This is a genomic window from Nocardiopsis sp. LOL_012 (assembly GCF_048060475.1).
Taxonomy (GTDB): Bacteria; Actinomycetota; Actinomycetes; order Streptosporangiales; family Streptosporangiaceae; genus Nocardiopsis.
In genome coordinates, this window is record NZ_JBHMIV010000022.1 from 13,572 (window position 1) to 31,056 (window position 17,485).

General features: G+C 73.0%; 13 protein-coding genes. 10 read left to right on the forward strand and 3 right to left on the reverse strand.

Annotated elements, in window-relative coordinates:
* Positions 1–156 precede the first annotated feature (156 nt).
* From valS to ACFHWE_RS15350, 4 genes are all read left to right on the forward strand, one after another.
* On the forward strand, positions 157–2,730 hold the full coding sequence (valS, locus tag ACFHWE_RS15335) for a valine--tRNA ligase (protein WP_416602315.1): 2,574 nt from the start codon (positions 157–159) through the stop codon (positions 2,728–2,730).
* Positions 2,731–2,847: 117 nt separating this feature from the next.
* A complete protein-coding gene (gene dut, locus ACFHWE_RS15340) occupies positions 2,848–3,324 on the forward strand; it encodes a dUTP diphosphatase (RefSeq protein ID WP_416602316.1) in 477 nt (158 codons plus the stop codon).
* 58 nt (positions 3,325–3,382) lie between these two features.
* Complete coding sequence (locus ACFHWE_RS15345; RefSeq protein ID WP_416602317.1) at positions 3,383–4,192, forward strand: DUF3710 domain-containing protein; 810 nt, start codon at positions 3,383–3,385, stop codon at positions 4,190–4,192.
* 45 nt (positions 4,193–4,237) lie between these two features.
* Complete coding sequence (locus ACFHWE_RS15350; protein ID WP_416602318.1) at positions 4,238–4,978, forward strand: PIG-L deacetylase family protein; 741 nt, start codon at positions 4,238–4,240, stop codon at positions 4,976–4,978.
* Positions 4,979–4,986: 8 nt separating this feature from the next.
* Here the strand turns inward: ACFHWE_RS15350 and ACFHWE_RS15355 are convergent, their stop codons facing one another.
* Complete coding sequence (locus ACFHWE_RS15355) at positions 4,987–6,078, reverse strand: serpin family protein (RefSeq protein ID WP_416602319.1); 1,092 nt, start codon at positions 6,076–6,078, stop codon at positions 4,987–4,989.
* A 244-nt stretch (positions 6,079–6,322) separates the two neighbouring features.
* Here ACFHWE_RS15355 and ACFHWE_RS15360 point away from each other — a divergent pair, with 244 nt between their 5' ends.
* The gene (locus ACFHWE_RS15360) at positions 6,323–7,129 is read left to right on the forward strand and encodes a DUF3159 domain-containing protein (RefSeq protein WP_416602320.1); all 807 of its coding nucleotides are present in this window, start codon (positions 6,323–6,325) and stop codon (positions 7,127–7,129) included.
* A 15-nt stretch (positions 7,130–7,144) separates the two neighbouring features.
* Here ACFHWE_RS15360 and ACFHWE_RS15365 read toward each other — a convergent pair whose 3' ends face one another.
* Both ACFHWE_RS15365 and ACFHWE_RS15370 read right to left on the reverse strand, forming a co-directional pair.
* Positions 7,145–7,828: a potassium channel family protein gene (locus ACFHWE_RS15365; RefSeq protein ID WP_416602321.1), complete on the reverse strand. Its 684-nt coding sequence runs from the start codon at positions 7,826–7,828 to the stop codon at positions 7,145–7,147.
* Position 7,829: 1 nt separating this feature from the next.
* On the reverse strand, positions 7,830–8,495 hold the full coding sequence (locus ACFHWE_RS15370; protein ID WP_416602359.1) for a potassium channel family protein: 666 nt from the start codon (positions 8,493–8,495) through the stop codon (positions 7,830–7,832).
* A 217-nt stretch (positions 8,496–8,712) separates the two neighbouring features.
* Between ACFHWE_RS15370 and ACFHWE_RS15375 the strand changes: the two genes are divergently transcribed.
* The 5 genes from ACFHWE_RS15375 to ACFHWE_RS15395 all read left to right on the forward strand — a co-directional run bounded on the left by ACFHWE_RS15375 (position 8,713) and on the right by ACFHWE_RS15395 (position 17,342).
* Positions 8,713–10,005 (forward strand): class I SAM-dependent RNA methyltransferase, encoded by a 1,293-nt coding sequence (locus tag ACFHWE_RS15375; protein WP_416602322.1) that lies wholly within the window; start codon positions 8,713–8,715, stop codon positions 10,003–10,005.
* A gap of 794 nt (positions 10,006–10,799) precedes the next feature.
* Positions 10,800–13,436 (forward strand): class III lanthionine synthetase LanKC, encoded by a 2,637-nt coding sequence (lanKC, locus tag ACFHWE_RS15380; RefSeq protein WP_416602323.1) that lies wholly within the window; start codon positions 10,800–10,802, stop codon positions 13,434–13,436.
* 20 nt (positions 13,437–13,456) lie between these two features.
* Complete coding sequence (locus ACFHWE_RS15385) at positions 13,457–13,582, forward strand: SapB/AmfS family lanthipeptide (RefSeq protein WP_416602324.1); 126 nt, start codon at positions 13,457–13,459, stop codon at positions 13,580–13,582.
* A gap of 155 nt (positions 13,583–13,737) precedes the next feature.
* Complete coding sequence (locus tag ACFHWE_RS15390) at positions 13,738–15,495, forward strand: ABC transporter ATP-binding protein (protein WP_416602325.1); 1,758 nt, start codon at positions 13,738–13,740, stop codon at positions 15,493–15,495.
* Between the two features lie 107 nt (positions 15,496–15,602).
* Positions 15,603–17,342 carry an ATP-binding cassette domain-containing protein gene (locus ACFHWE_RS15395; RefSeq protein WP_416602326.1) on the forward strand — a complete coding sequence of 580 codons (1,740 nt, stop codon included), beginning with the start codon at positions 15,603–15,605 and terminating at the stop codon, positions 17,340–17,342.
* Positions 17,343–17,485 lie beyond the last annotated feature (143 nt).

Sequence of the window (17,485 nt, forward strand, 5' to 3'; positions counted from 1 at the left end):
CGCGAGTGGGGCGGCGCGCGTGCGTCCGCCGTGTTCCTTCCTGGAATACTGTCATGGCCTGCCCGGGTTCGCGCGTCCGCACCGGCGCGCGTCCGCTTCACGGAAACCGCGCCGGACCCGGAACGATCACGGTCGTCGGCGCACTACCATTGGGCCATGACCAACCGCTCTCATTCCTTCCGCATGCCCGACAAGCCTTCGCTGGACGGTATCGAGGCGAAGTGGGTCGACGTATGGGATGAGTCCGGCGTCTACCACTTCGACCGCACCCGCAGCCGCGAGGACGTCTACTCCATCGACACCCCGCCGCCCACGGTCTCGGGCTCGCTGCACATCGGCCACGTGTTCTCCTACACGCACACCGACACCGTCGCCCGCTTCCAGCGCATGAACGGCAAGGCCGTCTTCTACCCCATGGGCTGGGACGACAACGGCCTGCCCACCGAGCGCCGGGTCCAGAACTACTACGGCGTGCGCTGCGACCCGTCGGTCCCCTACGACCCGGACTTCCGGCCGCCGGCCAAGCCCGACCCCAAGCGGCAGGTCCCCGTCTCCCGCCGCAACTTCATCGAGCTGTGCGACGAGCTGACCGTCGAGGACGAGAAGGTCTTCGAGTCGATCTGGCGCCGGCTGGGGCTGAGCGTGGACTGGCGGCACACCTACGCCACCATCGACGACAACTCCCGCGCCGCCGCCCAGCGCGCGTTCCTGCGCAACCTGGCCCGCGGCGAGGCCTACATGGCCGAGGCGCCCACCCTGTGGGACGTCACCTTCCGCACCGCGGTGGCCCAGGCCGAGCTGGAGGACCGCGAGCGGCCCAGCGCCTACCACCGGCTGGCCTTCCACCGGCCCGACGGTACCCCCGTCCACATCGAGACCACGCGCCCCGAACTGCTCGCGGCCTGCGTGGCCCTGGTCGCCCACCCCGACGACGAGCGCTACCAGGACCTGTTCGGCACCACCGTGCGCACCCCGGTCTTCGGCGTGCAGGTCCCGGTCCGGCCGCACCGCCTCGCCGACCCCGAGAAGGGGTCCGGTATCGCGATGATCTGTACCTTCGGCGACATCACCGATGTCACCTGGTGGCGCGAGCTCCAGTTGGAGACCCGCCCGATCATCGGCTGGGACGGCCGCATCATGGCCGAGGCGCCCAAGGGGCTGGACTCCGAGCGGGGCCGCGAGGCCTACGCACGGCTCGTGGGCGCCACCGTCCACACCGCGCGCGAGCGCACCGTCGAACTGCTCCGGGAGAGCGGCGACCTCGTCGGCGAGCCCACGCCGATCACCCACCCGGTGAAGTTCTACGAGAAGGGCGACAAGCCCCTGGAGATCGTCACCACCCGCCAGTGGTACATCCGCAACGGCGGCCGTGACGCGCGGTTGCGCGAGGCGCTCCTCGGGCGCGGCAGGCAGCTCGCCTGGCACCCCGAGCACATGCGCTCGCGGTACGAGAACTGGGTCAGCGGCCTCACCGGGGACTGGCTCATCAGCCGCCAGCGGTTCTTCGGCGTGCCCTTCCCGGTCTGGTATCCCCTGGACTCCGAGGGCAATCCGCGCTACGACGAGCCGATCGTGCCCGGTGAGGACCAGCTTCCGGTCGACCCCAGCTCGCAGGCGCCCGAGGGCTACACCGAGGACCGCCGCGGCCAGGCCGGGGGCTTCATCGGGGACCCCGACGTCATGGACACCTGGGCGACCTCCTCCCTCACCCCGCAGATCGCCTCGGGCTGGGAGCGCGACCCCGACCTGTTCGAGCGCGTCTTCCCCATGGACTACCGGCCCCAGGGCCAGGACATCATCCGCACCTGGCTCTTCTCCACCGTGGTCCGCGCCCACCTGGAGAACGACACGCTGCCCTGGAGCACCACCGGCATCTCCGGCTGGATCCTGGACCCGGACCGCAAGAAGATGTCCAAGTCCAAGGGCAACGTCGTCACCCCCATCGCCCTGCTGGAGAAGTACGGCTCCGACGCGGTCCGGTACTGGGCGGCCAGCGGCCGCCTGGGCACCGACACCGCGATGGACGAGGGCCAGATGAAGGTCGGCCGCCGCCTGTCCATCAAGATCCTCAACGCCGGCAAGTTCGTCATGTCGGTGGCGGGCGAGGACGCCTCCACCGACCCGGCCCGGGTCACCGAGCCCCTGGACCGGGCGATGCTGGCCGCCCTCGCCGACGTGGTGGAGGAGGCGACCGCCGCGTTCGCCGCCTACGACCACACCCGGGCACTGGAGCGCACCGAACGCTTCTTCTGGGACTTCTGCGACGACTATCTGGAGCTGGTCAAGGCCCGCGCCTACGACGCCTCCTCCGCAGGGGGCGCCTCGGCGCGCTCCGCCCTGCTCATCGCCCTGGGCGCCCTGCACCGGCTCTTCGCCCCCTTCGTGCCCTTCGTGGCCGAGGAGGTCTGGAGCTGGTGGCGGGAGGGCTCCGTGCATGCCCAGCCCTGGCCGGAGGCGGCCGAGTACCGTGCCGCGGCCGCCGACGGCGACCCGGCCGTCCTGGCGGCCACGGCCGAGGTCCTGCGCGCCGTGCGCAAGGCCAAGTCCGAGGCCAAGCTGTCTATGCGGGCCGAGGTCGAGCACGTCAGGGTCTCCGGCAAGCGCGTCGAGGCCGCCCGTGCCGCCGCAGGCGACATCGCCGCCGCGGGCCGGGCCGCCGGGATCGACTTCGAGGCCACCGACGAGGCTGAACTGACCGTCGGTGTGACGCTCCCGGACCCGGTCGGGTAGGGGATCGGTACACCAGGGATCGGCGGGGCGGGGCGGCGAGGAGCCGCTCCCGCCCCGCCGGCGTTCGGCGGTGCCGGAAACCGCCAGCACTCACCGGGGGCGATAAGCTCAGCGGTTGTGAGTACCTCATCCCTGGCCGATGGTCCGATCGCCGTCACGGTCCACCGCCTGGACCCCGGCCTTCCCCTGCCCGAGTACGCGCATCCGGCGGACGCGGGTGCCGACCTGTACACCGCCGTCGACGTCGAACTCGCCCCGGGGGAGCGCGGCACAGTCCCCACCGGGCTGGCGATCGCCCTGCCCGACGGGTACGCGGCCTTCGTCCACCCCAGGTCGGGGCTGGCGGCCCGCTGCGGTCTGACGATCGTCAACGCGCCGGGCACCGTCGACGCCGGCTACCGCGGCGAGATCAGGGTGACACTCGTCAACACCGACAGGGAGACCCCCGTGCGGCTGTCACGGGGGGACCGCATCGCGCAGTTGGTGATCCAGCGCGTGGAGCGGGCGGAGTTCGTGGAGGCGGACTCCCTGCCGGAATCGGCACGCGGTACCGGCGGTTTCGGTTCGACCGGAGGGCACGCCGCTCTGCGGTGAGGAGTCCCCAGACCCCGGATGCGACCCGGGAGCAACCTAGAGCGTGAGAGGTGAGGGCGTGTTCGGACGCCGCCGTAAGAAGCAGGACGAGGAGACCGGGACGAGGGACGCTCCGCGCCGGAGCACCACCGGGGAGGAGGTCTCCTTCGGCAATGTCGTCGAACCCGAGAAGTCGTCCGCGCCGGCCGACAAGGAGTCGGACCGGCACCGTGCCACCGGCCCCTGGGACGTCTCCGAGGAGCCTTCGGAGGCCAAGCGGATGGACCTGGGCAGTCTCAGGCTGCCGATGGAGCAGGGCCTGCAGATCCAGGTGAACGTCGCCCGCGACGACCGGGGCAAGCAGACGATCATCGGCGTGACCATGGTCAAGGGCAAGAGTTCGCTCCAGGTGCAGCCCTTCGCCGCGCCCAAGAGCGAGGGCCTGTGGGACGACATGCGCCGGGAGCTGCGGGAACAGGTGGCCAAGCAGGGCGGCAACTCCCACGAGCACGACGGCACCTTCGGCCCCGAACTCCAGGCGGTCGTGCCCGTCAAGGGCAAGAAGACCGAGGACGGCAAGCAGATCGCCCAGCGGGTGCGGTTCATCGGCGTGGACGGCCCGCGCTGGGTGTTGCGCGGGGTGATCCGCGGCGAGGGGGCGGCCAGACCCGAGGCGATGGGCGAGATCGAACGCCTCTTCGCCGACATCGTGGTGGTCCGCGGCGATCAGCCCTCGCCCCCCGGCGAACTGCTGCAGATCACCGTTCCCAAGCAGCTCCAGGAGCAGATGGCCGCCGCCCAGGCCCGTGCGGCCCAGCAGGCGGCCCAGAGCGGCAACGCAGGGAGCTCCCCCAACGGCAGCGCACCGGGCGGCTCCGACGGGGCCTGAGCCCTTCTCCGGCCGCGGGGGCGCCGTTCGCCCTAGAGTGGTGCCATGGCACAGACCAAGGACAGCAACGCCCCCCGGCCGCTCCCCGAGGACTGGGACCGCGCACTGGCGGTGGTGGCCCACCCCGACGACCTGGAGTTCGGCGCCTCCTCGGCGATCGCCCGCTGGACCGGCCAGGGCAAGGACGTGGTCGAACTCATGGCCACCAGGGGCGAGGCGGGGATCGACGCGATCGCCCCGCACGAGTGCGGTCCCCTGCGCGTGGCCGAGCAGCGCGCCTCGGCGGCCGAGGTCGGGGCGCGGGACGTGGAGTTCCTGGACTTCCCCGACGGGACACTGGAGTACGGCCTGCCGCTCAGGCGCGCGCTGGCCGAGGCGATCCGGCGCCACCGTCCCGAGGTGATCGTCTCCATCAACTTCCGCGAGGCCTTCCCGGGCGGCACCTCGTTCAACCACGCCGACCACAGGGTGCTCGGCCCCGCCCTGCTGGACGCGGTCCGCGACGCCGCCAACCGGTGGGTGTTCACCGAACAGCTCGACGGCGGGCTCCGCCCCTGGTCCGGTGTGCGCTTCGCGGCCTTCGGCGCCTCGCCGCGGCCCACGCACTACGTGGAGCTCTCCGAGGCTGACCTGGCTGCGGGGATCGCCTCCCTGGACCGGCACGAGGTGTACCTGGCCAATCTGGAGGGGTTCGACCAGAGAGCGTTCCTGTCCACCGCCGCCCGGGAGGCGGGCGGCCGGGCGGGGACGGCGCTGGCCACGGAGTTCGAGGTCTTCGACACCTGAGAGTCCGCTCAGCCGCCGGCCGGACCCGGGTCCTCGGGGTCGGCGACCCGGCCTAGGAAGAGGAGCGTCCCGCCGCGCCGCAGCGCGAAGGAGAAGGGGCGGTCCACGGTGAAGTCGACGGGCCGGGTCGGGGCCGCCGCGCGCATCACCATGACCGCGGCGGTGGCGGCGGCCCCCTCCGCGCCCTTCTCGTCCACCCTCAGCACGGCCTGGTGCAGCAGCGCGTCCACCTTCAGCGGCTCCCCGCTGATCCCGTCGAAACGGGCGGCGTCGGTGGCCAGAGCGCGGACCCCGAGCCGTGCCAGGGGTTCGAGCAGGCCGGTCCCGGTCCGCACCGCGAAGCGCGGCAGCGCCAGGCGTACCGGGGTGCGCCGCCGGGCGCGGTACAGGGCCTCCAGCGTGTCCGCGTCGGGGACGGTGCCGCGGCCCTTCGCCAGCAGCACGTCCAGCGCCAGATCGTGCTCGCCCCTCAGGGACACCATGCGCCACCCCCGCGCGCGGGCGAAGGTCAGATCCCCCTCGCGGTGCATGGTGGGGACCGCCCGGTCCCCGCCCGGGGCGTGGAAGCGCCGAGCGCGCGTGGCCCGCACCTCGAAGGGGTGCGCCCACACCACCTTCGCCCACAGGGCGTTGGCCAGCAGCATGCGCACGTCCGGGTCAACGCTGCCGGGCGGGAGCAGTTCGGGGACGAGCCCGCGGGTGGCCTCGGCGACCCTGGCGTTGACCCCGCGGCGCACGCCCTCGGGGTCGCCGCGGAAGTCGGAGCCGCGCACCTCGGCGGCGGGGCGTGCGCGTACCAGTTCGGTGAACGCGGGACGCACCACCAGGTCGTCGGGGACGTAGAGGCCGTTGAACGCGGACAGGTCCAGCCCCTCCTGTGCCCCGGCCGCCCCGCCCAGTGCGGTGAGCAGGGCGTGCGGGTCCGCACCCAGCAGTGACTCCAGTTCGTCGCGTGTGCCTCCGGAGGAGCCCGCGGCGAGCAGGCAGAGCACGGTGCCCACCGAGTGGGGCGACCACACGTGGGAGGCGTCGGGCCGGGCCAGCGCCCGGTCCAGGGCGGCGGCGAACTCCAGGTGGTCGCGGCAGACGGGGGTGTGCACGGGAAGGCCTCCTCGGGTGTCGCCGACAGACTACGGACGGCCGGTGGCGTTCGTGACACCGGACACACGGCAAGAGGTATCGAACCAGCGCGAAACGGCACGCGCCGGGCGGGTCGCGGGGGTGCGGAGCCGGTGCGCTTTCCGTGCCCTTGGCGGCGTGTCCACTAGTCTTGGCGGGGACGGGACCGGCCCCGACGGGGCCGGCCGGAGCACGCACGAGCACCGACCACGGACCGGGAGCGGGATGACTGAGCAGCGGCGGGCCGCCGAGGAGGCCGCCCGGGCGGCGGGTGCCGACGACGGCGGGCCCAAGGTCACCGAGGACACGGTCGAGGCGCTCGTGCGCTCCCAGTTGGCCAAGGTGCTGGGCGGCAAGCGCGGCATGGTCGAGGCGGCCGTGCCCACCCTGGCCTTCACCCTCTCCTACATCGTCCTGTCCAGGATTGACGGGGCACTCACCCTCTTCGGCGACACCTACTCCGATCTGCGGGTGGCGATCACCGCGGGCGTGGTGGCGGCCCTGGTCCTAGGGGCGGTTCGCCTCGTCCAGCGCTCCACGGTGCAGTACGTCGTCACCAGCCTGTTCGGGATCGGTATCGCCGCGGTGTTCGCCATGCGCAGCGGCGAGGCCGCCGACGCCTTCCTGCCCGGCATCATCTACAACGCCGTCTACGCCGTCGTACTGACCCTGTCCATCCTGGTGCGCTGGCCCGCCATCGGCCTCATGATCGGCCCGTTCATCGGCGACAAGGAGGACCTCACCTCCTGGCGGTCCGACCCGGCCGTGGTCTCACTGGCCGCCAAGCTCACCTGGCTGCTCGTCCTGCCCTGCGTGATCCGGGTGCTCGTGCAGTACCCCCTGTGGTTCATGGACCACTACGACATGGCCGACACCTTCGCCCTGCTCGGCCTGGCCAAGATCGGTATGGGCTGGCCGCTCCAGGTCGCCGGGCTCGCCGCCATGGTGTGGGTGCTCGCGCGTGGGCGCACGCCGCTGCGCCAGGGGCCCGCCGGGGAGGCCGGACGAGGCGGCGGAGACGGCCGGGGCTGACCCCGCCCGGGCGCCTCAGCCGTCCCCGGCCGAGTCGTCCGCCGGGCCGAGCAGGCCCTCCAACGTCTCCAGAGCACCGGGTTCGGCGAGGAACACCACGGTGTCGCCCACCGACAGGGTCCGCCCCGACCCGGGCGCGCGCACGCCCCCGGACCCGACCACGGCCACTAGGGCCACCCCCTCGGGCAGCCGTGAGGTGAGCGCGCTCTCGGGGCCGCCGACGAACGCGCTCCCGGCGTGCAGCACCGATTCGGCGATCTCCGCACCGGGCAGCGGCGGCGTCTCCTCCTCGGCGAACCCGTCCTCACCCGCGTCCTCGACCAGGTCGGCGATGAGCCGGGGCGGGGAGACCGCCAGGTCCACCCCCCAGGAGTCGTTGAACAGCCACTCGTTGTCGGGCTCGTTGATCCGGGCGATGACCCGGTCCACCCCGAACTCGGTCTTGGCCAGCAGCGACACCACCAGGTTGACCTTGTCGTCGCTGCTGGCGGCGATCACCACGTCCGCCTCGCCCAGACGGGCGTCCTCCAGGCTGGCCAGCTCGCAGGCGTCGGCGAGCAGCCACTCCACCTGCGTCAGGTCGTCGACGTCGATCGCCCGCGTGTCGCGGTCGATCAGCAGGACGTCGTGCCCGCTCGCGGCGAGTTCGGTGGCGATGGAGCGGCCCACGCTTCCCGCTCCCGCGATGGCGATCCGCATGTCAGTGTCCCGTCTCGTCGTCGGAGCGCAGCGCGTCCAGGTCCCGGCCGCGCGCGACCACGTGCAGGATGTCACCCGCCTCCAGGGGTAGGTCGGAGCGGGCGAGCAGGATGCCGCCGCCCCGGGCCACGTACACCACCCGTACCGGTGCGCGCGACTCCAGGTCAGACACGCGCCGCCCGGCCCAGCCGAGGGGGAGCGTGACCTCGTTCATCGCCAGCGTTCCGGAGGCGTCGTGCCACTCCGGCCCTGCGGTGAGCCGCTGGTCGCCGGGGACCATGCGCCGCAGGATGGTGTCGGCCGTCCAGCGCACCGTGCCCACCGTCGGGATGCCCAGCCGCTGGTAGACCTCGGCGCGGCGGGGGTCGTAGATGCGGGCCACCACGTGCTCGACGCCGTAGGTCTCGCGCGCCACCCGGGCGGAGATGATGTTGGAGTTGTCGCCGTTGCTGACGGCGGCGAAGGCGGAGGCGCGCTCGATGCCCGCGGCGAGCAGGGCCTCCCGGTCGTGGCCCACGCCGCGGACGGCGTGTTTGGCCACAGCGCCGCGCAGGCGCCGGAACGCCTCGGGATCCTGGTCGATGACCGCGACGGTGTGCCCCAGGTCCACCAGGGTGTGCGCCAGGGTGGAGCCCACGCGCCCGCACCCCATGATCACGATGTGCACCATCACTCCAGGATCGCTGTTTTCGACCGCGGCGCCGCGCCGCCGCTCCACGGTCACACCATGGCACACATCCTCCCGACACGCGCGGCGGCCCCGGAGCCGCGTGCGGGAGCGTCCCGGGCGGCCCCGCGCGTCCACTAGATTGGATCCGGTTGGTGGCTGTGCACGCAGGTCACCCGCGAACAGCACCCGACCGATCTCTCTTGAGGACCCTTCCATGGCGACCCGTGTGGGCGACGAGTTCGAACTGACCGTGAACGACGCCGCGCACGGCGGCTGGTGCGTGGGGCGCCACCATGAGCAGGTGGTCTTCGTCCGCCACGCCCTGCCTGGTGAGCGTGTCCGGGTACGGGTCACCGAGCGCACGTCGCGCTTCCTGCGCGGCGAGGCGGTCGAGGTACTGGAGGCCTCCCCGGACCGGGTCGAGGCGCCCTGCCCCTTCGCGGGGCCGGGCCGCTGCGGCGGGTGCGACTGGCAGCACGCCTCACTGGCGGCCCAGCGTGCGATCAAGGGCCGGGTGGTCGCCGAGCAACTGCGCCGTATCGCCGGGATCGACCGAGAGGTCACGGTCGAGGAGCTGCCCGGCCACCCCGACGGCCTGGGCTGGCGCACCCGGGTGCGCTTCACCGTCGACGCCGACGGCCGTGCCGGGCTGCGCCGCCACCGCTCCCACGACGTCGAACCCGTGGACCGGTGCCTGATCGCCCACCCCGGAGTGGAGGAGCTCGGGATCACCGACCTCACCTGGGAGGGCGTGCGGGACGTGGAGGCGGTCGCCTCCGCGAGCTGCGCCGACCGCGCCGTCGTGGTGACCCCGTCCGGTTCCAAGCTGGGCCCCCTGCCCGACCTCAAGGCCTCCAGCGCCGTCCTGCGCCGGTTCAGGGGCGGCCGGGTCCAGCAGGTGCGCGGCCGCCGCGGGGTCCGCGAGGCGGTCACCGGACGGGAGTTCCGGGTCAGCGCGGGCGGCTTCTGGCAGGTGCACCCGGCGGCGGGCGAGGTCCTCACCGGCGCGGTCATGGACGCCCTGGCCCCCGAGGAGGGGGAGACCGCGATCGACCTGTTCTGCGGCGCGGGGCTGTTCACCGCCCCGCTCGCCGAGGCCGTCGGCCCGCAGGGCCGGGCGATGGGGGTGGAGGGCGCCGCCGAGGCCGTGCGCGACGCCCGCTACAACCTCAAGGACCTGGAGCAGGTACGGATCGAGCACGGGGACGTGACCGCGCAGTTGCGGGAGTGGGCCGACGTGCGCGCCGACGTGGTCGTCCTGGACCCGCCGCGTGCGGGTGCGGGCGCCGAGTCGGTCCGCCTGGTCGCGGGCATGCGGCCCCGCGCGGTCGCCTACGTCTCCTGCGACCCGGCCACGCTCGCCCGAGACCTGGCCTCCTTCGAGCGCGAGGGGTACCGGCTCACGGCGCTGCGCGCCTTCGACGCCTTCCCGATGACTCACCACGTGGAGTGCCTCGCGGTGCTGGAGCCGGTGCGCCCGGCCCGCCGCCACCGAGAGCGCGTCTAAGGAGGCCGTGTCGGGGATCCGCCGACACGCGGTCGCCTACGTCTCCTGCGACACTCATCTTTTCCCCGAGAACCTACGGTTAATCTTTTCTATGGTGAAGAATCTTATCCGTTGTTCTCCGCCGGTGGCCGACAAGGGTCCGATTCCGTTCTGCGGTGCCCTGTGCAGCGAGTTCTGAGGTTCATCACTGTGAACCGGGTGAAGGATTTTCCTGGAGTTTGGCGGCAGGGTCGGGGTGGGCCCGTGGTCGCCGGAAACTTCTCTATAGAATTTGATTCCTCCGCGGCGCCCGTCCGGGAGTGAAGTCCCTTCTGCTCTCTAGTGAGATCTCCACGGTAATTCGTCCTACGTTTCTCTGGCGCATTGAGTCCGTTTCCGCCTGCCCCGATAGGAAAGTGCTGGACGGGGGCTCCGGGAGGGTCCTGGCTCATCTTCCACTGCTGCCACGGGGTTCTCAGAAATTTTTGAAGCCACAGTTCGATGACAGGGTCCCAGTAGTGTAAAAACGCCACACCAGAAACCTCCCACGGTCCCGACCTGCTCTTTTCGGCGTTCCGTGTGATGGTTGGTGGTTTCCGCTCATCCCTGTCCGGGGGCGTGGTTCCGGAGAAACCCCTGGCAGGGTGCTTAAATGTTCGGCGCAAGGTTCGCCGGAGAAGTTATCTTCACTCTCGCGTAAGGTTTCCGGGGTCGATCAATGGTGGCAAAAACTATGCGTAAAGGCATGGACACGGATATGCGGACTGTGTCAATATCTGGATGTCGCTGAACGGAACGGCTTCGAGGGAGTTCGTATGATCAAGGGGTATGGCGTTTTCTGTGACGCCGACCGCTACTTCTACGACACGCCCCACCGCCTCTGGTCGGGCTCCGGCGCGGCAGACGGGCGCGGCCTGGTCTTCGAGGCGGCCCGGCGCCCGGTGCCCGAGGGGTGGCAGAGCCACCGAGCCGGCGACTGGCTGGCACTGCGCCCCGTCGAGCACCGCCTGCCGGACCAGGGATGGAAGATCCACGTCTCCGCCTGCCTGGACAACGCCGAGTCGGTCCTGGCCCGGGTCTGGGACTACTGCGTGGCGCGGGGCGTCTCCTTCAAGTTCGTCCCCACCCGGTACCTGCTGCACAACCGGAACGCCAAGTACGCCGACCGCGGGGGCAGCGGGAAGTTCATCACCGTCTACCCGGCCGACGACGGCGAGTGCGCCTCGGTCGCCGCTGGTCTGGACGCACTCGTGGGCGGTGAGCCCGGACCGTACATCCTCAGCGACGTGCGCTGGAACGCCGGACCGGTCCACCTGCGCTACGGGAGCTTCACCAGGAGGTACTGCTACGACGAGCACGGCGATGCGGTGCCCGCGTTGGAGAACGCCGAAGGCGTGCTCGTGCCCGACCACCGCGGTCCAGTCTTCCACCTGCCGGAGTGGGTGCCCGTTCCCGACTTCCTCCGCCCGCACCTGGAGGCGCGCGGTGCCGTCGACGTCACCGGTCTGCCCTACGCCATCGAACGGGCACTGCACTTCTCCAACGGCGGCGGTGTCTATGCGGGGCGCGACCGGCGCACCGGCGAGCCGGTGGTGCTCAAGGAGGCCCGTCCGCACGCCGGCCTGGCCGCCGACGGCGCCGACGCGGTACGCCGCCTGGAACGGGAGCGCACCGCCCTGGAGCGCCTCGCCGGGCTGCCCTGCACCCCCGAGGCCAAGGACGCCTTCACCCTCGGCGGCCACCACTTCCTGGTTATGGAGTACGTCGAGGGCAAGCCGCTGAACTCCTTCTTCGCGCGCCGCCACCCGTTGGTCGGGGCCGACCCCGCGCCGGAGGCGCTGAGGGACTACGGCCGGTGGGCGATGCGCGTGCACGGCCTGGTGTCGGAGGCGGTGCGGGCCGTGCACGAACGCGGCATCGTCTTCAACGACCTGCACCTGTTCAACATCATGGTCTCCGAGGACGAGTCCTCGGTGGTGCTGCTCGACTTCGAGGCGGCACGGGACGCGGGCGAGGAGAGCCGCCAGACGGTCGCCAACCCGGGGTTCGTCGCCCCGCGCGGCCGCAGGGGGCTCGATGTGGACCTGTATGCGCTGGCCTGCCTGCGCATCGCCCTCCTCCTGCCCCTGACCAGCGTGCTGGCCATGGACCGGAGCAAGGTCCGGCACCTGGCGGAGGAGGCCGTGCGCGTCTTCCCCGAAGCCCGGGAGTTCCTGGAGGCCGGCGTCACGGAGATCCTGCGCGACCCGGACGACGGGACGGGTGCGCCCCCGGCCGCCGTCGGCGCGCACGGCCCCTACCTGCCGGCCGATCCGGGGGACTGGCCGCGCGGCCGGGACTCGATGGTCCGTGCCATCCTCGCCTCGGCCTCACCCGACCGGGAGGACCGCTGCTTTCCCGGTGACATCGCCCAGTTCACGACAGTGGGGGGTGGGCTCTCCTTCGGCTACGGTGCCGCCGGGGTGCTCTACGCCCTAGCCGAGAGCGGCGCCCCGCGGTACCCCGAAGCAGAGGAATGGCTGCTGCGGCACAGCAAGGAACCCGCGTCGGGGTTCCCACCGGGTTTCTTCGACGGCCTCTCCGGCCTGTCCTGGGCCCTGCGCCGCCTCGGCCACGGGCAACCTTCCCTGGCACTGGCCGAACTGGTCCTCGCCCAGCCGTGGGAGGGGCTCGGACCCGGACTGCACAGCGGGACGGCCGGGATCGGTCTGGCACTGGACTCCCTGGCCGCCGACACCGGCGAGCCGGAAGCGGCGGCGGGAGCGCTCCGCTGCGCGGAGCTGGCCGCGCACGGGTTCCTGGGCGCTCCGCCCGAGCGCCGCCGCGCCGGGCTGCTCCACGGAGGCGCGGGCGTGGCCCTGCTCTGCCTGCGCCTGTACGAGCGCACTGCTGACACCGGGCTGCTCGACCTGGCCGAACAGGCGCTCCGGGCCGACCTCGACCGCTGTGTCACCAGCGCCTTCGGCACGCTCCAGGTGGACGAGGGGTGGCGCACCATGCCCTACCTCGGCGCGGGCAGCGTGGGGGTGGGGATCGTGCTCGACGACTATCTGGAGCACCGTGCCGACGAGGCGTTCGAGCGGGCCCGGCCGGAGATCGCCGGGGCCGCGCGGTCCGGTTTCTACGCCCAGCCCGGGCTCTTCCGGGGCTTGGCGGGCATGGTCCTGTACCTGAGCCGGACCACCGCCCCGGGGGTCGAGCCGACGGAGGTGCGCCGCCAGATCGACGCCCTGTCGCGCTACGCCATGCGCTACCGGGGCCACCTGGCCTTCCCGGGGGAGCAACTGATGCGGCTCTCCATGGACCTTTCCACGGGCACGGCGGGATGCCTGCTCGCGCTCACCGCGGCGCGCGGCGAACCCGCCCAATTGCCCTTCCTCCCTCCGCTGAGGCGGACCCAGAGCCGGGCCACTGCCATGGCCCGGAACAAAGAAGAGAAGAAGAGAAGATAACCGACGAAAGGATATCAGTCATGACCCTGTTCGACCTGCAGTCCCTGGAGACCGCCAAGGACGAGGCCCACGGCGAGACCGCGGCCACCAGCACCGCCAGCCTCCTGCTGTGCGGCGACAGCAGCCTGAGCGTCACCACCTGCTAGGGGCGCGCCGCGGATGAGCGCGGCGCGACCGGGCCGTGGGGCCGGGAATCCGGCCCCACGGCATCGGGTCCGGTGAACGGACCTCCTCCTCCGGCCCGGCGGTGCCCCTGGGCACCGCCGGGCTCCGCCACGAGCCACGCAGGAAGGCGGCCCAGATGGTGCCCACCCGCCCGCGCGACGGTACGGCCGACGACGGCGCCGCACGGTCCGCGGACGCCCTGCTCGCCCGCATGGCCCGGGCCAGTGCCGGGCGGACCGCGGGGATCCTGCTGTGCGCCGCCGCCGCGGCGGCGGCCTCACTCGCCCTGCCCGCCCTGCTCGGCCTCACCCTCGACCTGCTCCTGGAGGGGCACCCAGACGCCGGACGGGCTCTGGCGGCGGCCGTGGCCCTGACCGCCGCCGAGGTCGGGCTGGACGCGGCCGTCGCCCTGCTGGCGGGCACGGTTGGCGCGCGCTCCACCGCCTGGCTGCGGCTGCGGGCGGTCCGGCGGCTGCTGGCCGCCGCTCCCCGGGACGTGAGCCGGTTCTCCAACGGAGACGTCGCGACCCGGCTCTCGGCGCACGCCACCGAGGCCGGTGCCGCCCCGGCCGGGGCGGCACAGATCGTCGCCGCGGTCCTCGCCCCGGTCGGAGCCCTGGTGGCGCTGTTCGTGATCGACCCGTGGACCGGGCTCGCCTTCGTCCTGGGGCTGCCCGTCCTGGGACTGCTCCTGCGCTCCTTCGCACGCCACTCCTCCGACACCGTCTCCCGCTACCAGCGGGTGCAGTCCCTGATCGCGACCCGGCTGACGGATGCCCTGGGCGGCGCACGCGCCATCGCCGCCGCCGGGACACTGGAGGACGAGCGCGCCCGCGTCCTGCGCCCCCTGGTCGATCTCGGCGCCGAGGGACGGCGCATGTGGTCGGTACACGGTTCGGCGATGGCGCGCAGCGGAGTGCTCATGCCCCTGCTCATCACCGCCGTGCTCGCCGTCGGCGGCGTCGGTCTGGCGCACGGGAGGATCAGTGTCGGCGATCTGCTGGCAGTGTCGCGCTACGCCGCGCTGGCCGCGGGGCTGGGGTCGGTGGCCGGACCCCTCGGAGCGCTGGTCCGGGGCCGGACCGCGGCCCGCCGGGTGGGCGCGCTCCTGGCGGTTCCCCCGCTGGCCCACGGGCGGGCACAGCTTCCCCCGGCTGGCCCCGGAACACTGGAACTGCGCGGTGTCGGGGTGAACACCGACGGCGTGTGGGTGCTTCGGGGGGTCGACCTGTGCGTGCCCGGCGGCCGGACGGTGGCCGTCGTGGGGCGCTCCGGCTCGGGCAAGTCGACGCTGGGAGCCGTCGCCGGACGGCTTCTCGCCCCCGACGAGGGCGAGGTCCGCCTGGACGGCGTGCCCCTCGACACCGTGGCCGTCGACGTGCTCCGCCGGGAGGTCGTGTACGCGTTCGAGCGCCCCGAGCTCCAGGGCGCCACCGTCGCGGACGCCATCGCCGCGGGGGCCCGGACCGCTCCGGACGAAGGCCTGCGGTCGGCCACACGGGCGGCCGGAGCCGATGACTTCGTGCGGGCGCTCCCCCTGGGATACGCCACGCCGCTGGAGGAGGCGCCGCTTTCCGGCGGGGAGCTGCAAAGGCTGGGGCTGGCGCGGGCGTTCGCCCACGCGGGGCGCCTGATGATCCTGGACGACGCCACCTCCAGCCTCGACACGGCGACCGAACGGCAGGTGGACCGGGCGCTGGCGCACGAGGTCCGTCCCGGCACCCGTCTGGTGATCGCCCACCGGCTCTCCACCGCGGCCCGCGCGGACCTGGTGGTGTGGCTGGAGGGCGGCCGTGTCCGGGCCGTCCGCACACACGCCGAACTGTGGCGGGACCCCGACTACCGCGCGGCCTTCGGCCGCACCGACACCTCAGGACACCGGGGGGACCGGTGAGGCCGGGGACTGTGGTGGACGAGGCGGCCGACCGGCACCCGGCACGGCCCGGGCGGGGCCGCCTGAGTCCGCGGCCGGATCGCCGTCGGGGTCCGCTGCGCGCTCTGGTGCCGCACGCCCGTCCCTTCCTGTGGCGCCACAGGCGTGTGCTGCTGAGGCTGGGCGCCTGGTCGCTGGTGGAGTCCGTACAGACCTTCCTGGTCGGGATCTGCTTGGCACGCGCCCTGGACCAGGGCTTCCTGGCGGGGCGGACCGCCACGGGCCTGGCGTGGCTCGCCGTCGCCGGGGGCTCGATCCTCCTGGCGGGCCCCGTGCTGCGCGGCGTGTTCGGCCAGCTCTCAGCCCTGGTGGAGCCGTTGCGGGACGGACTCGTGCGGCGTGCGGTCGGACAGGCCCTGCGCCGGGCCGTGGCCGATCCGGCGCGTGCGGCGAGGGTGGAGCGGGCCGCGGTCTCGCGGCTGACCCAGCAGACGGAGATCGCACGGGACAGTTTCGCCGGGCTGGTCCTGACGGTGCGGTCCTTCCTGTTCACCGCGGCGGGGGCGCTCGCGGGGATGCTCACCCTGGCCCCCGAGCTGCTGCTGGTCGTGGTACCGCCCATGCTGGTCGGCCTGGCGCTCTTCCTCTGCACCCTCGCTCCCATGGCGGCGGCGCAGCGCCGGTTCCTCGACGCCGACGAGGCGTTCACCGAACGCGCGGGAGCCCTGCGCGGCCAGTTGCGCGACCTGGTGGCCGGCGGTGCCACGGATGCCGCCGCCCAGCGGGCCGGGGTCCTGGTCGACGATGCCGCCGCGTCGACCCGGTCCCTGGCCCGCTGGGCGGCCGTGCGGACGCTGGCGCTCGGTACGGCGGGGCAGCTCCCCGTCGTCCTGCTGCTCGTGGCCACGCCGTGGCTGCTCGACCAGGGCGTCACGACGGGGGCACTCATGGGTGCCCTGGCCTATCTCGTGCAGTCCCTGATGCCGGCGCTCCAGACGATGATGACCGCGGTGGGCGCCGCCGGCAGCCGGCTCGTGGTGGTCCTCGACCGGTTCGTGTCCGCGGAGGCGGACGGTGCCGACGGGGGAGGTACCCCGGCCGAGGAGACCGGTGGCCCCGTGCCGGTCGCCCCTCCCACTCCGGAGGGGGCCCCGGCGGTGTGGTGCCGCGGGGTGCGGGTGTCCTACGGGGCGGGGACGCGCCCCCTGGTGGAGGGGCTCGATCTCTCGGTGGAGGCGGGGGAGCGCATCGCGGTCGTCGGACCGAGCGGGATCGGCAAGTCCACGCTGGCGCACGTGCTGTCCGGGCTGCACCCCCCCGACGAAGGCGACGTGCGCCTGGCGGGCCGTCCGGTCTCCGGGCGCTCCCCTCGCGAACTGGCACGGGAACGGGTCCTCCTTCCCCAGCGGGGCTACGTCTTCGCCGGATCGGTCCGGGAGAACCTCGCCCAGTTGGAGCCCGGGGCCGGGGACGACCGCCTCGCCGGGGCGGTGGCGGCGCTGCGTCTCGGGCCGCTGGTGGACCGCCTCGGCGGACTGGCGGCCGATGTGGACCCCGAGACACTCTCCGCCGGGGAGCGGCAGGCGCTCTGCCTGGGCCGGGCCTACGTGTCCCGGGCGCCACTGCTCATCCTGGACGAGTCCACCTGCCACATGGACCCGGTCGCCGAGGCGCACGCGGAGGAGGCGCTGGCGGCCCGGCCCGGCACGACGCTGATCGTCATCGCGCACCGGCTGTCGTCGGCGCTGCGGGCCGACCGGATCCTCGTCCTGGACGGAGCGGGTACGGCGCTGGGCACGCACGGGGCCCTGCTCCGCAGCTCCCCGCTCTACCGGGACCTGGCGGGGCACTGGAACGCGTCCGTCTGAGCACGGCCGAGGCGGGAGCGCGCGCCCGGCCGCCCGGCAGCCGAGCCGGGAATAGGAAGGATGCCCCGTGGTGCCCGAACTCACGGCGAGTCCCCTCCCGGATTGAGCGCCATGTAGTGGCGGTGTCACGGGTGGGTGTCCCG

Bases quoted from the DNA above. Each gene is read 5' to 3' on its own strand.
- ACFHWE_RS15385 (WP_416602324.1), top strand. From the start codon at position 13,457: ATGACCCTGTTCGACCTGCAGTCCCTGGAGACCGCCAAGGACGAGGCC.
- ACFHWE_RS15390 (WP_416602325.1), top strand. From the start codon at position 13,738: ATGGTGCCCACCCGCCCGCGCGACGGTACGGCCGACGACGGCGCCGCA.
- ACFHWE_RS15360 (WP_416602320.1), top strand. From the start codon at position 6,323: ATGACTGAGCAGCGGCGGGCCGCCGAGGAGGCCGCCCGGGCGGCGGGT.
- lanKC (WP_416602323.1), top strand. From the start codon at position 10,800: ATGATCAAGGGGTATGGCGTTTTCTGTGACGCCGACCGCTACTTCTAC.
- ACFHWE_RS15365 (WP_416602321.1), bottom strand. From the start codon at position 7,828: ATGCGGATCGCCATCGCGGGAGCGGGAAGCGTGGGCCGCTCCATCGCC.
- ACFHWE_RS15350 (WP_416602318.1), top strand. From the start codon at position 4,238: ATGGCACAGACCAAGGACAGCAACGCCCCCCGGCCGCTCCCCGAGGAC.
- ACFHWE_RS15375 (WP_416602322.1), top strand. From the start codon at position 8,713: ATGGCGACCCGTGTGGGCGACGAGTTCGAACTGACCGTGAACGACGCC.
- valS (WP_416602315.1), top strand. From the start codon at position 157: ATGACCAACCGCTCTCATTCCTTCCGCATGCCCGACAAGCCTTCGCTG.